Here is a 14,213-nt window from a genome sequence, read left to right on the forward strand (position 1 = left end):
TATCTCACCTTTTTTGTGTACATGAAGCATATTTCGCTCAGTTTCCACGAAAGTGGGGAGGAGTTATCGAGCGAGCTAAAATATAGTTAGGTTATACCCGTCTGTATTGTGGGAAGACTTGTTGGGTCTCTAAGTGACTGTGGCGCCTTCTATGTTGAAAAGCGTTTTAATTTCTTCCAGCACTTCTGGGTTAGCAATAGCACCAATGTTTTTTACAACTTGTCCGTTTACCAATTGTTTCACTGCTAGCTCAACCAATTTGCCTGAGCGCGTTTTAGGAATATCACTGATAGCAAAAATTTGTCGTGGGACATGGCGCGGTGAACATTTTGTTTTCAATGTTTGGCGAATTGAATCGGTGAGTTGTTGGGTTAACTCGACGTTGTGAGCGAGTTTTACTAATAACCAGATTTCTTCAGACTGCTGGTTTAACTTGCCGACAGCGATGGAGTCTTCAACCTCGGGTAACGCGTTCACTTGTTGGTAGATTTCAGCGGTACCGATTCGTACGCCGCCTGGATTTAAGGTTGCGTCACTACGGCCATAAAAAATAAAGCCGCCATGTTCGGTTTGCATCACATCGTCGCCATGGTGCCAGATATCGGTAAACTTGCTCCAATAAGCGTTGTGATAACGTTCGCCGTTGTCGTTCCAGAAGCCAATAGGGAAGTTAGGTAGCGAGTTATTACAAGTCAGTTCGCCGCGTTTTTGCGTAATAGTATGTCCACCATCCTCTAGAACACGTGCGTCGATTCCTAGCCCTGCGCCTTGGCATTCACCTTTGTAAACTGGTGAAATAGGGTTTCCAAGTACAAAGCATCCGCAAATATCTGTGCCGCCAGCGATAGAAGCGAGATGCAAGTCCTGCTTGATGTGCTGATAGACATAATTAAATTGTTCTGGGTAAAGCACCGAACCAGTTGAGCACAGAGTTTTGAGTGACTTCAGGTTATGTTCTAGTTTTGGAGAGCAGTTTGCCTGCTCCAGTGCCTCTAAGTATTTCGCTGAAGTACCAAACAGCGACACGTTATGTTCTTCAGCTAATCGCCATAAGACGGAGTGACCAGGGTAAACCGGACTACCGTCGTAAATCACTAAGGCTGCACCACTCGCAAGAGCGGAAACATGCCAGTTCCACATCATCCAACCACATGTTGTGTAGTAGAAAACCTTGTCTTGCGATTTGATGTCGCAATGCAGTTGATGTTCTTTGAGGTGATTGAGCAAGGTACCGCCTGCGGAATGGACAATACACTTAGGTTGACCTGTTGTACCAGAAGAATACAAAATGAATAACGGGTCATTAAACAGCGTTGGTTGATATTGAATTGATTGTGGAGAAAAGTGGTGAGTAATATCGGACCAAGAAACAAACTCAGAAGTGCTAGCACTCTCAGCGTTTTGTAAATATTCGATTTGGCATACGCTAATAGTAGTCTCTTCGGAGGCACTGCTTAACTTACTACTAAGAGTGGTGTTCTTGTCCGTCATATCGAAAGCTTTGCCTCCGAACTGGTAGCCATCACAGCAAAAAAGAACTTTCGGCTTGACCTGACCAAAACGCTCTACGACGCTATCGATACCAAAATCAGGAGAGGTTGAAGTCCAAATGGCACCAAGACTGGTGGTGGCCAGCATGGCAATAACGGTTTCAGGAAGGTAGGGCAAATAACCCGCAACGACATCGCCTTTACCGACACCACAATTGAGTAGCCATTGTTGAATGGCGGAAACTTGTTCAAGCAACTGTTTACCGGTGAGTTGTCGGTGTTCACCGCTTTCATTGCTAAAAACAATAAACTCACGCTCTGGTGATTGTTCAGCCTGAGATAGGAGGTTCTCTGCGTAGTTCAGCGTGGCGTCAGCAAACCATACTGTGTCTCTATTTACATGGTGATGATTAGAACCTGTTTGTGTCCATTTGGGACTGCCAAGGCTCTTGATTTGCGAACCCATATCTCCGATTACGTTGCAAAACTGCCAAGTATGTCGCCAAAATTCATCATTGTGCTCAATGGACCACTGGTGTAGAGACGTGTAATTGTTGATTACGGTACCTTCGGCTTTGTCTTTATTAACCTTTTCGATGAACCGTAATAAGTTGCTATTGCTGACGCGCTCAGCAGATGGTGACCAAATAGGTGCAGATTTTGGCATAGGTCCCTCTAATTTCAATTCTTTTGAATATGACCAAAACAAAATAAAGGGGCGAACATAGCAGTGTTCGCCCCTTATCTGATCGTTTAAAGTTGTTCGGCAAGCTGAGGTAGTACCTCGAATAAATCACCAACCAATCCATAGTCGGCAACTTCAAAGATAGGAGATTCTGGATCTTTGTTGATCGCGACAATCACTTTGGATTCCTTCATTCCTGCAAGATGCTGGATGGCACCGGAAATCCCAACCGCTATATAAAGCTTAGGTGCAACGATTTTACCGGTTTGACCCACTTGTAAGTCGTTGGCAACAAACCCGGCATCAACCGCCGCGCGAGAAGCGCCAATGGCAGCACCTAGTTTATCGGCAACTTGTTCGATCAACGCGAAGTTCTCTTTGCTACCGACCCCGCGTCCACCTGACACAACCACCTCTGCCGCGCTTAATTCAGGACGTTCTGACACGGTTTTATCGACAGAAACCAATTCAATCATTGGAGCTGAGATAGTGACCTGCTGATGCTTAATATCAGCTTGGTTGTGACAAGTAACCGGCTCAAACGCAGACGCGCGCACGGTGATGACGCGAACCTTGTCGCTGGTGGTCACTTTGGCAAATGCGTTTCCTGCGTAAATAGGGCGGATAAAAGTGTTTTCATCGATAACTTGGACAATATCGGAAATTTGCCCAACGCCGAACTTCGCTGCTACTCGCGGTGCAAGATCTTTCCCTTTTGATGATGAGCTAGCCCAGATTGCGTCAAAACCTTCAGCAATACTCACTACAGTAGGTGCGATACTCTCGGCAAATTGATGCTTAAGTTGCTCATCATCGACACAAATTACGTTTGATATACCATCAACGCGACAAGCTTGCTGAGCGACTTCTTCACACTGGTGGCCCACTACGATCAAAACATTGTCTTGGCTGACTTGTTTTGCTGCATTAACCACTTTGAGTGTGTCCGCATGCAATTGGTTATTGTCATGCTCTGCTATGATTAAGTTCTTCATGAAATCACCTTCGCTTCGTTACGCAGCTTATCGAGAAGCTCTGAGACAGATTCAACCTTGATGCCACCTTTTCTTTGCGCTGGCGGTGTGACTTCTTGAATGGTTTGGCTAAATACCACTTCAACACCCAGACTGTCAGGTGTGATGGTATCTAACGGCTTGCGCTTAGCTTTCATGATATTAGGCAAAGAGGCAAAACGCGGTTCATTCAGGCGTAAGTCAGTACTGATCACCGCAGGTAAGTTCATCGCGACCGTCATCAAGCCGCCGTCCACTTCTCTCACGACCTGAACTTTTTGATCTTCAATCTTCACGTCGGAAGCGAAAGTTGCTTGAGGCCAGTCAAGTAGGGCGGCCAGCATCTGAGCCACTTGGTTGTTGTCAGTATCAATGGATTGTTTACCCGTAATCACAAGCTGTGCTTGTTCTTGCTCAACTAGAGCTTTGAGCAGCTTAGCGACGACCAATGGCTCTATTTTGTCTTCAGTATCGACATGAATAGCGCGATCGGCGCCTAATGCAAGCGCGGTACGTAGTTGCTCCTGACACTGGCTACCGCCGGCACTGACAACGATGACTTCATCTGCAATACCTTGCTCCTTTAGTCGTACGGCTTCTTCAACGGCTATTTCGCAAAATGGATTAATCGTCATCTTGACGTTATTGGTTTCAACATCGCTATGGTCCGCTTTCACGCGAACTTTAACGTAGGGATCAATGACCCTTTTGATTGGCACTAGTATTTTCACGTTAGATTCCTTTTACAGTGAAGACTATGTGTTAACAGTGAAGACGATGTGATGACGTCTTTAAAATGATGTTAATTTACCTTTACGTTTGCGTCAACTTTAAATATATTGTTGATTAACAAGTTGGCAACATGCAAAGAAAAAGGAATGCAATCATGGAAAGAGACTGCATGGAATTTGATGTTCTGATTGTAGGCGCTGGTCCCGCAGGTTTGTCTGCGGCATGCCGAATCAAACAATTAGCAGCAGAAAAAAAACAAGACCTCTCTGTTTGCGTGGTAGAAAAAGGTTCTGAAGTTGGAGCGCATATTTTATCGGGTGCGGTGTTTGAAACGCGGAGTTTGGATGAGCTTTTTCCCGACTGGGAAGAGAAAGGCGCTCCGCTCAATACCAAAGTAAACCAAGATAAAACCTACTATCTAGGTAATGACATCAATGGTCATGAACTGCCGTCTTGGGCGGTGCCTAATACGTTACATAACAAAGGTAATTACATCATAAGTTTGGGCAGTCTATGCCGATGGATGGCGTTGCAGGCTGAGAACTTGGGGGTGGAGATCTACCCAGGTTTTACCGCCAGTCAAGCGATCATCGATGAAGATAGTCGTGTTTGTGGCGTGATCACGGGCGATATGGGATTAGATAAAAATGGTGAACAAAAAGGAAATTTCGAACCTGGTATTGAACTGCGAGCGAAGTTTACTTTATTTGCTGAAGGCGCACGGGGGCATATTGGTAAGCAGTTGATTAACCGATTTAATCTTGCTGAAGAGAAAACGCCTCAACACTACGCTATCGGTTTTAAAGAGCTGTGGGAAATCCCATCAGAGCAGCATCAGCAAGGTTTAGTAGTGCACGGATTAGGTTGGCCGTTATCAAATGAAGCTACAGGTGGCAGTTATCTCTACCATTTAGAGGGAAACCAAGTTGCCGTCGGGTTGATTGTTGACTTGAATTATAAGAATCCGCACTTGAGTCCATTTGATGAGTTTCAACGTTTTAAACACCACCCGTTGATTGAGCAATACCTCAAAAATGGGAAGCGTATTAGCTATGGCGCGAGAGCGATTACCAAGGGCGGCTTTCATTCGCTTCCCACGCAGCAGTTTGCTGGTGGCTTGTTAATTGGCTGTGATGCAGGAACACTTAACGGCGCTAAAATCAAAGGCACACACACCGCAATAAAATCTGGAATGCTTGCCGCTGAAGCAGTATGTGAAGCCCTTGAGAGTCAGTCAGTTACTGCTGATTATCAAAAGCATTTCAAACAGTCTTGGCTGTATGAAGAGCTTTATCAAGCACGTAACTTCTCAAGTGGAATCCACCGCTTTGGATCGTGGCTGGGCGGTGGTTTAGCGCTGCTGGAACATAACGTGTTAAAAGGTAAAGCTAAGTGGCATATCCGCTGTGATAAGCCTGATCATCAGTCTCTGTTATTGGCGGAAAACAGCAATGAAATTGTCTATCCGAAGCCTGATGGCGTGTTAAGTTTCGATCGCCTCTCTTCTGTTTATCTATCCAATATCTTCCATGAGGAAGATCAACCATGCCACTTACGACTGGAGAACCAGCGGATCCCTATTGAGCAGAACCTTGAATTATATGCAGAGCCAGCACAGCGCTATTGTCCGGCTGGCGTGTATGAAATCGTACAGGGGGAGCAGCAGCCAGAGCTGCAAATAAATGCGGCCAACTGTATCCACTGTAAGACCTGCGACATCAAAGATCCAAGTCAAAATATTACCTGGACTCCGCCAGAAGGTGGTGGTGGTCCGAACTATCCAAATATGTAAGCGTTTGAGAATAATTTTTATTAACAATTTATTTACTTAAAGTTTGCGTTAGTTCAAATCTTTCTCGATGAACTCGATTGCAACTTAATCTTTCAGGCACTATTCTGATTTTAAATTGACGTTTACGTAAACTGAATACAAAGTTGATGCATAGGTGTAAAAGCGGTTACCAGTATCAAAGTTAGGTTTGATCAAATAGTGCTCAATGGAACGCACTTAAAATAACGAAAGGGAGATCAACTATGGTATCGGAATCGCCTCTGTTGCAGGTAAACGATATTTCATTGGCTTTTGGTGGGGTGAAAGCTTTAACTGACGTGAGCTTCCATGTGAATGAAAAGGAAATTTTTTCAATCATTGGTCCAAACGGTGCAGGTAAAACCTCAATGCTCAATTGCATCTCTGGTCGATACACACCAAACAAAGGCTCTGTAATCTTCGCTGGAGATGACGTAACTAAACGTACACCAAGCCAACGAGCTGAGTTAGGGCTGGGAAGAACCTTCCAAAACTTAGCGCTCTTTTCTCATATGTCGGTACTGGACAACATCATGGTTGGCCGACACCACCTACTGAAAAATAACTTCGTCACGGGGCCACTCTATTGGTTCTCCAATGCGCAGAAAGAAGAGATGGCGCACCGCAAATATGTGGAAGACGTGATCGATTTTCTAGAAATCCAGCACATCCGAAAAGCGACTGCAGGCACGCTATCTTACGGCTTACGTAAGCGTGTAGAGCTTGCTCGTGCCATTGCCTTAAAACCTAAGTTACTGCTGCTTGATGAACCAATGGCAGGTATGAACTTGGAAGAAAAGGAAGACATGGCACGTTACATCATGGATCTGAATGAAGAATTAGATATCACGATCATCATGATTGAGCACGACATGGGCGTGGTCATGGACATCTCTAATCGCGTTTTGGTTTTGGATTTCGGTAAACACATTGCTACGGGTGAGCCTGAAGAAGTGATGGCCAACCCACATGTGAAACAAGCGTACTTAGGCGAAGAGTTACCGACATTAGAGGAGAGTGCATAATGGCACAGCAACATAATGATTGGGCAGATATAACCCGCTTAGATACCTTTCCAAAAGTGTTGCAACACAATGCCAAGAACTGGCCCGAACAAGTCGCAATGCGTGAAAAGGAGTTTGGTATATGGCGAGAGTTCACTTGGAAGGATTATGAAAACCGCGTCAAGTGGATGGCACTGGCACTACGAGATTTGGGTATTGGTGAGCAAGATGTCGTTGGTTTGCTAGGTGATAACCGCCCTGAATGGGTATGGGGCGAGTTAGCGGCACATGCGATCAAAGGTTTCTCGCTGGGCATCTATCAAGATTCTATGCACGAAGAGGTGGCGTACCTTATCAACTATGCAAAAGCAAAAGTCGTGATTGCCGAAGATGAAGAGCAATGCGACAAGCTGCTTGAGCTTGGTGATGAAATTCCTAGCGTTGAATACATTATTTACTGCGATCCTCGTGGAATGCGTAAATACGATGATCCAAGATTAATTGATGTTGAACAGGTCTACAAAAAAGGTCAGCTGATTGATAAAGCGGACCCAGACAAATATCTCAATATGGTTGTTGAAACCAAAGGCAGCGATCTTTCAATTCTTTGTACAACGTCGGGTACGACTTCTAAACCAAAATTGGCTCAGCTACACAGTGGCACGTTCTTGGATCACTGTGCGGCTTACTTGCGTGCAGACCCTCGTTCCCCAGGCGACAACTACGTTTCTGTTCTGCCTTTGCCTTGGATTATGGAGCAGGTTTACGTGGTTGGTCAGGCGTTGATTTCTCGTCAAATCGTTAACTTTGTGGAAGAACAAGAAACCATGATGTCCGACTTGCGTGAAATCGGTCCAAACTTTGTGCTGTTAGCGCCACGTGTGTGGGAAAACATTGTGGCAGACGTGTCTGCACGAATGATGGATTCGACACCGTTTAAGCAAAAGATGTACAAACTGGGCATGAGCTTAGCCAACAAAGCGTTAGAGCAGGGCAAACGTTCTAAACTCGCCGAATGGATTCTTTTGCGTGCTTTGCGAGACCGTTTAGGCTTTTCGAACCTAACATCTGCTGCAACGGGCGGCGCGGCGATGGGGCCTGACACTTTCCGTTACCTACAAGCTATTGGTGTGCCACTTAAGCAGCTTTATGGTCAGACCGAAATGTGTGGCGCATACACCGTGCACCAAGCGGATGATGTGGATTACGATTCCGTTGGTGTTGCGTTTGATAATGCAGATGTGAAAGTCATCAACCCGGACAGCAATGGCGTTGGTGAAATCATCGCGAAAAGTACAGGCATGTTTACTGGCTACTTAAACAACCAAGCAGCATATGATGAAGATGTTCAAGATGGTTGGATGCACACAGGTGATGCGGGCTATTTTAAAGATTCCGGTCACTTGGTGGTGATTGATCGTCTGAAAGATATGTCGGAAACCAGCCATGGCGACCGTTATTCGCCACAGTTTATCGAAAACAAACTCAAGTTCTCGCCGTTTATTGCAGAAGCCGTGGTGGTAGGTAAAGGTCGACCTTGGCTGTCTGCCATCATCTGTATTCGCTATGCGATCGTCGCGAAGTGGGCAGAGCAACGCGGCTTGGCATTTACCAACTACACCAACTTATCTGCTCAACCAGAAGTGTACCAAGCGATTCGTGAAGAAGTTCAAAAAGTGAACGAATCCCTACCGGATGCACAGAAGATCAGCAAATTCATTCTACTTTACAAAGAGTTGGATGCCGACGATGGAGAGCTAACTCGCACACGTAAAGTACGCCGTGGTGTGGTTGCAGAGAAATACGGAGACATCATCGAAACCATCTACAGCGACGATCCAAAAGTCGATGTCGATACAGTGATCACTTATCAAGATGGCACTAAAACACGCATTCAAACGTCGCTAGTTATTGAAACGCTTATTGAGCATGAGCCAACACTAGTGGATAGCGAACAACGGAGGATCGCATAGTGAATACGGATTTATTACTGCAACTCGTCATTAATGGCGTGATCGTTGGCATGTTGTATGGCGTTGTCGCCATGTGCTTTGTATTGATTTACAAATCGACCCAGGTGGTCAACTTTGCTCAGGGTGAGTTCTTGTTGATTGGCGCATGGGTATGTTGGGCGGCATTGGTACACCTACAGTTACCGTTTTTTATAGGCTTTTTACTCACGCTCGCGTTCATGATGATTTTTGGTATCGCCGTGCAAACCATTGTGCTCAGACCGTTGATTGGTGAACCGATTATCTCTGTGATCATGGTGACCATTGGTCTATCGATGTTTTTCCAAGCGCTGATGAAGTGGATATTCGGTGTCTCGGCTGTGTCGTACCCGCAAGTGTTCGAAACCAACGTGGTGAATATCGGAGGTTTGAATGTTGAGTTTGCTTACATTCTGAGCTTGATCTTCTCAATGCTCATCATGGGCGCGTTCTACTGGTTCTTCAAATTCAGCAAAATGGGTCTGGCAATGCGCGCAACGGCATTCAACCAGCAAGTAGCCCAGAGTCTTGGCATTTCCATCAAGAAAGTGTTCGCCATCAGTTGGGCCATTTCGGCAATGGTATCTGCAACAGCAGGGATTGTTATCGGTATCGTTAACGGCGTATCTGACGCGCTATCCATTATTGGTATCAAAGTTTTCCCAGCCGTTATTTTAGGTGGCTTAGATTCGGTAGTCGGCGCAATTGTCGGTGGTATTACCATCGGGGTGCTAGAAAACTTGGCTGAGTTTTTTGATAGCCAATACCTGCAAGTGGGTAACTTATACAACATCGCACCATTCTATGTGCTGTTAATCATTCTTGCCTTCAAGCCATATGGCCTGTTTGGTACCAAAGATATTGAGCGTATTTAAGGAGAAATAACATGGCTCAACTTAGCATGCGCCCATGTGGTGATTTTCGAACCACATACAAAAGCGATACGCCAATTTTTGAAACCAAAACCATCAGAAGCCTTGCGATTGCTGGTGTCATCGCCATGCTGGCAGCACCGCTGGTCTTGGATATTTACTTCCTAAACCTGTTTATTCAGATTGCATACCTCGGTATCGCGGCATTGGGCTTAAACATTTTGGTTGGTTTTACCGGACAAATCTCGCTAGGTCACGGTGCGTTCTTTGGCTTTGGCGCCTTTGCATCGGCTTGGCTAAATAACCAGTTTAACATTCCAGTCGTGTTTGCGATTCCGCTTGCGGGTTACTTAACCATGATTGTGGGGATGCTGTTTGGTCTGCCAGCGGCTCGAATTAAAGGTTTATATCTAGCCATCGCAACGTTGGCGGCGCAGTTTATTTTAGAGGACTTCTTTGCTCGCGCAGATTGGTTCAGTGGCGGCTCATACGGTGCAAGCGCGAACCCAATTAATTTGTTTGGCTTTGAGTTTACGACTGACGAAAGCTTCTTCTACATCGCTCTGTTTGCGCTGATCTTCATGTATATGTGGGCATCAAACTTAATCCGTTCTCGTGACGGTCGCGCGTTTGTCTCAGTACGAGATCACTATTTGTCAGCAGAGATCATGGGTATCAACCTAACCAAGTATCGTCTGCTCTCATTTGGAGTGTGTGCATTCTATGCAGGCATCGGGGGGGCACTCTACGGACACTATCTAGGGTTTGTATCAGCAGAAGGCTTCACCATCATGATGTCTATCCAGTTCTTGGCAATGATCATCATTGGTGGCTTGGGTTCAGTCAAAGGCACATTGATGGGGACGATATTTATCGTATTGCTGCCTGAAGTTTTGGAGTTTGGCGTAACGGGGCTTTCAGCGTTTGGTGATACCACCGCTTTCACTGATGGTCTGGCTTACTTCAAAGAGATGGCGATTGGTTTAGTCATCATGCTGTTCCTCATTTTCGAACCTCAAGGATTATCGCATCGCTGGCAACAGATTCGAGCATATTGGAAACACTATCCGTTCTCATATTAACGTGGAATTAAGTGGAATATACCTCAATAACAAGGACAACGAGTTATGAACAAAGGACATTTAGCGACAACGTTGGTGCTATCTTCGGCACTGTTTACTACCGCCACTTGGGCAAAAGACTCTGTATTTGTCGGGCAATTAGTCGACTTTTCTGGACCAACAGCCTATGTGAGCAAGCCCTATGGTTCTGGCGTACGAGACGCATTGCGTTGGATTAACCAAAACGGTGGCATTAACGGTACCGAGCTCGAATTTGAAACAGTAGACATGGCGTATAAAGTGCCAGTAGCGATTTCCAACTACAAACGTTGGGTGGCGCGTAAAGACATGGTTGCGCTACAAGGTTGGGGCACGGCAGATACCGAAGCACTTATTTCGTTTGTTACCAAAGACAAAGTGCCGGTGTTCTCTGCTTCTTACTCTGGTCACTTAACTGACCCAACTGGCAAAAACCCAAAAACCGCGAAACCAGCGCCTTATAATTTCTTTTATGGTGCGTCGTACTCAGATGCGTGCCGTGCGCTAGTTAAGTGGGCGAAAGAAGATTGGGAATCTAAGGGCAATCAAGGTGCGCCGAAATTTACGCACATTGGCGATAACCATCCATTCCCGAATGCGCCAAAAGAAGCGTGTGCAGAGTACGCCAAAGAACTTGGTTTTGATGTGCAAAACCCAGTCGTTGTGTCACTAAAACCAGGGGACTTCAAAGCGCAATGTTTGTCGCTGAAAGAGTCAGGCACCAACTACGGTTACATTGCTAATATCGGTAGCTCGGTTATCTCACTAGTGAAGTCTTGTAACACGGTTGGGACAGAGTTCCAGTACATGGCAAACATTTGGGGCGGCGATAAGCCAGTGCTTGAAGCAGCAGGCGATGGCCTTAAAGATTACGTTTTCCCAGGTATGACAGCGTTTTGGGGAGATGATAATGAAGGCATGAAACTGGTCCGTGAGATTTCTAAGCAGTCTGAATCAGAGCCGGGCGAATTCAGAACTCACCATTACATTCGCGGTATTTGTTCTGCGTTCTATATGAAAGAAGCAATGGAGTGGGCGAAAGACAACGGTGGTATCACAGGTGAAAACATCAAGAAGGGCATGTATGTCCATGACAACTGGGTACCACAAGGCTTAGAAGGTGTTTGTGTCCCTGCGAACTGGAAACCGGAAGATCACCGAGGCACAACAACCGTGAACGTCTTTATGGGCAACAACGATGGCGGCGCAGTTGATATTAAGAAAGTATCTCAGGTGACATTGTCACGTCGTGACGATTGGCTAGGTTACTAATCTACGACTTATTAATAACAAAGCTTACTGAAAATAAGGATGGGTGAGAGAACACTCTCACCCTAGCAAGGAGTAGCTTGATGGCTGAATTAGCAACGAATATCGAACCGGCAGAAATACTGCTTTCAGTGAACAACATTGAAGTCGTCTACGACGAAGTAATACTAGTACTTCGCGGTGTGAGTTTAGAAGTTCCAAAAGGGCAGATTGTGACCTTACTGGGCGCCAACGGTGCGGGTAAATCCACAACGTTGAAAGCCATTTCTGGTTTATTGAAAACCGAAGATGGTGAAGTGACGCGCGGCGAAATCAACTTCATGGGCGAGCGTATAGACAACAAAAGCCCGGAAGAGATCGTCCGTTCGGGCATCTTCCAAGTTATGGAAGGGCGCCGAATTGTTGAAGATATGACGGTAATAGAAAATCTTCGCTTAGGCGCTTATACACGCTCTGACAACGAAGTTGAACAAGACATCGAAATGGTGTTTGACTATTTCCCGCGACTCAAAGAGCGCACTGGCCTGGCGGGCTATTTGTCTGGCGGTGAGCAACAAATGTTAGCGATTGGCCGAGCGTTAATGGCTCGACCGAAGATGATTTTGTTGGACGAACCGTCTATGGGGCTTTCTCCGCTGCTAGTTAAAGAAGTATTCAGCATTATTAACAAGATCAACAAAGAGCAAGGCATTACCATGCTTTTGGTTGAACAGAATGCCAACTTCGCTCTTCAAGCGGCCGATTACGGTTACATCATGGAATCAGGCAAAATCGTACTAGATGGCAGCAAGCACGAATTGCTAAACAATGAAGACGTAAAAGAATTCTACCTTGGCGGCGGCGATGAAGATCGCAAGAGCTTTAAGAATCTGAAATCTTACAAACGTCGTAAGCGTTGGTTGTAAGGAGCAAGGATGAACGAACTATTTGATGCGAAAGAATCGTTGTCTCTACAGGCGCGAGAAGAGTCGCTGTTTCAACGTTTGCCAGCGCTGATTGAAAATTCGAAAGCCAATAGCGAACATTACGCAGCGCATTTTTCTGAGTTAGATCCTACATTGGCAAACAATCGTGAAGGGCTTGCTCAGTTCCCGATTACACGTAAGTTCAATGTACCTAATCAGCAGCAACTTAAACCGCCGTTTGGTGGCTTAAATAGCGTTGCCATTGGTCAAATGGCGCGCGTATTCCAATCTCCTGGGCCGTTATATGAGGCTCAAACGGATGAGGCCGATTTCTGGCGTATGGGGCGCGCGTTTCACGCTGCTGGGTTCTGTGCGGGTGATTTAGTGCATAACACGCTCTCTTACCATTTCTCTCCTGGCGGATTTATTATGGATGGTGGCGCAAGGGCTTGTGGCTGTGCGGTATTTCCGGCTGGAGTAGGCAATACCGAAGCGCAAATAGAGGCAATTAAACAGCTTCAACCTAATGGTTACACTGGCACACCTTCTTATTTGCTGACGTTGCTACAAAAGTACCAAGAGAAATACAATGAGCTGCCTAGCTTTGAGAAAGCTCTGGTCTCTGGTGAAGCGGTTACAGCAGACATGCAACAGATGTTTGAGGAAAAAGGCATTGCAGTCTTTCAAGCCTACGCAAGTGCAGAGCTTGGTTTGATTGCTTATCAAGTGTCTGGTGAACAAGGATTAGTGATTGCCGAAGATATTATTGTTGAAATCGTTGATCCTGATGGTGTTCCTGTACAACCGGGAGAAGTCGGTGAAGTCGTTGTAACGTCGCTCGATGAGAAGTTCCCGCTGATTCGCTACGCAACGGGAGATTTATCGGCATACCTAGAGACAAGTTCTGATTCTTCACGCACGAATGCACGAATTAAGGGCTGGATGGGACGAGCAGACTCCGCGGTGAAAGTCAAAGGGCTGTTTGTTTATCCGCATCAGATCCAAGAAGTCTGTCGTCGCCACGATATTAAAGGCTCCTTGAAAATTGAGCGCGATGGCTTCAACGATGCCATTACTTTCTGTTGTCATGATGTGCATGTATCAGCAGAGGACATTCAAGCAACACTCCAGTCTGTCACTAAACTGAAAGGCAATGTCCAGTTTGTACCGAACCAAGCGGAGCAGCCGTTAATCAATGATCTTCGCAGTTAACTCATTGGTGGCATAAGTGCAGTAGAAAGTGGTTGTCATAAAAAACTAACAACGTCAGACAAAAGGCTAGAAAAGGGATACCACATTGCGCTGCGTATCCCTTTATTTTTTACTACCGCAATCAGGGAGC

11 protein-coding genes are annotated in these 14,213 nt (G+C 45.8%); 8 read left to right on the forward strand and 3 right to left on the reverse strand.

Going from position 1 to position 14,213, the window contains the following annotated elements; genetic code table 11:
* Positions 1-129: 129 nt before the first annotated feature.
* The 3 genes from UQW94_RS00225 to UQW94_RS00235 form a co-directional block, all read right to left on the reverse strand.
* A complete protein-coding gene (locus UQW94_RS00225; protein WP_322141894.1) occupies positions 130-2,157 on the reverse strand; it encodes an acetoacetate--CoA ligase in 2,028 nt (675 codons plus the stop codon).
* Between the two features lie 86 nt (positions 2,158-2,243).
* Entirely contained in the window at positions 2,244-3,170 is a 927-nt protein-coding gene (locus tag UQW94_RS00230) for an electron transfer flavoprotein subunit alpha/FixB family protein (RefSeq protein WP_137282726.1), read from the reverse strand.
* A complete protein-coding gene (locus UQW94_RS00235) occupies positions 3,167-3,919 on the reverse strand; it encodes an electron transfer flavoprotein subunit beta/FixA family protein (RefSeq protein WP_005386149.1) in 753 nt (250 codons plus the stop codon). Before UQW94_RS00235 ends, UQW94_RS00230 begins: the two co-directional genes overlap by 4 nt.
* A gap of 155 nt (positions 3,920-4,074) precedes the next feature.
* Here UQW94_RS00235 and UQW94_RS00240 point away from each other — a divergent pair, with 155 nt between their 5' ends.
* From UQW94_RS00240 to UQW94_RS00275, 8 genes are all read left to right on the forward strand, one after another.
* Positions 4,075-5,712, forward strand: a complete 1,638-nt coding sequence (locus UQW94_RS00240; protein WP_154204277.1) for an electron transfer flavoprotein-ubiquinone oxidoreductase — start codon at positions 4,075-4,077, stop codon at positions 5,710-5,712.
* A gap of 242 nt (positions 5,713-5,954) precedes the next feature.
* A complete protein-coding gene (locus UQW94_RS00245; protein WP_005373297.1) occupies positions 5,955-6,755 on the forward strand; it encodes an ABC transporter ATP-binding protein in 801 nt (266 codons plus the stop codon).
* Positions 6,755-8,707 carry a long-chain fatty acid--CoA ligase gene (locus UQW94_RS00250; RefSeq protein WP_154204278.1) on the forward strand — a complete coding sequence of 651 codons (1,953 nt, stop codon included), beginning with the start codon at positions 6,755-6,757 and terminating at the stop codon, positions 8,705-8,707. The genes UQW94_RS00245 and UQW94_RS00250 overlap by 1 nt, the downstream gene beginning before the upstream one ends.
* Entirely contained in the window at positions 8,707-9,600 is an 894-nt protein-coding gene (locus UQW94_RS00255) for a branched-chain amino acid ABC transporter permease (RefSeq protein ID WP_005373295.1), read from the forward strand. Before UQW94_RS00250 ends, UQW94_RS00255 begins: the two co-directional genes overlap by 1 nt.
* A gap of 11 nt (positions 9,601-9,611) precedes the next feature.
* Complete coding sequence (locus tag UQW94_RS00260) at positions 9,612-10,679, forward strand: branched-chain amino acid ABC transporter permease (protein WP_005382737.1); 1,068 nt, start codon at positions 9,612-9,614, stop codon at positions 10,677-10,679.
* Positions 10,680-10,724: 45 nt separating this feature from the next.
* Positions 10,725-11,969, forward strand: coding sequence for an ABC transporter substrate-binding protein (locus UQW94_RS00265; RefSeq protein WP_005373285.1), 1,245 nt, complete (start codon positions 10,725-10,727; stop codon positions 11,967-11,969).
* A gap of 80 nt (positions 11,970-12,049) precedes the next feature.
* Positions 12,050-12,871 carry an ABC transporter ATP-binding protein gene (locus UQW94_RS00270; RefSeq protein WP_017633695.1) on the forward strand — a complete coding sequence of 274 codons (822 nt, stop codon included), beginning with the start codon at positions 12,050-12,052 and terminating at the stop codon, positions 12,869-12,871.
* Between the two features lie 9 nt (positions 12,872-12,880).
* Positions 12,881-14,083, forward strand: a complete 1,203-nt coding sequence (locus UQW94_RS00275; RefSeq protein ID WP_318057926.1) for a phenylacetate--CoA ligase family protein — start codon at positions 12,881-12,883, stop codon at positions 14,081-14,083.
* Positions 14,084-14,213 lie beyond the last annotated feature (130 nt).

It is taken from the genome of Vibrio sp. PBL-C16 (assembly GCF_034321865.1).
Lineage (GTDB): Bacteria > Pseudomonadota > Gammaproteobacteria > Enterobacterales > Vibrionaceae > Vibrio > Vibrio alginolyticus.

Bases quoted from the DNA above. Each gene is read 5' to 3' on its own strand.
- UQW94_RS00260 (WP_005382737.1), top strand. From the start codon at position 9,612: ATGGCTCAACTTAGCATGCGCCCATGTGGTGATTTTCGAACCACATAC.
- UQW94_RS00240 (WP_154204277.1), top strand. From the start codon at position 4,075: ATGGAAAGAGACTGCATGGAATTTGATGTTCTGATTGTAGGCGCTGGT.
- UQW94_RS00225 (WP_322141894.1), bottom strand. From the start codon at position 2,157: ATGCCAAAATCTGCACCTATTTGGTCACCATCTGCTGAGCGCGTCAGC.
- UQW94_RS00245 (WP_005373297.1), top strand. From the start codon at position 5,955: ATGGTATCGGAATCGCCTCTGTTGCAGGTAAACGATATTTCATTGGCT.
- UQW94_RS00265 (WP_005373285.1), top strand. From the start codon at position 10,725: ATGAACAAAGGACATTTAGCGACAACGTTGGTGCTATCTTCGGCACTG.
- UQW94_RS00275 (WP_318057926.1), top strand. From the start codon at position 12,881: ATGAACGAACTATTTGATGCGAAAGAATCGTTGTCTCTACAGGCGCGA.
- UQW94_RS00230 (WP_137282726.1), bottom strand. From the start codon at position 3,170: ATGAAGAACTTAATCATAGCAGAGCATGACAATAACCAATTGCATGCG.
- UQW94_RS00250 (WP_154204278.1), top strand. From the start codon at position 6,755: ATGGCACAGCAACATAATGATTGGGCAGATATAACCCGCTTAGATACC.
- UQW94_RS00270 (WP_017633695.1), top strand. From the start codon at position 12,050: ATGGCTGAATTAGCAACGAATATCGAACCGGCAGAAATACTGCTTTCA.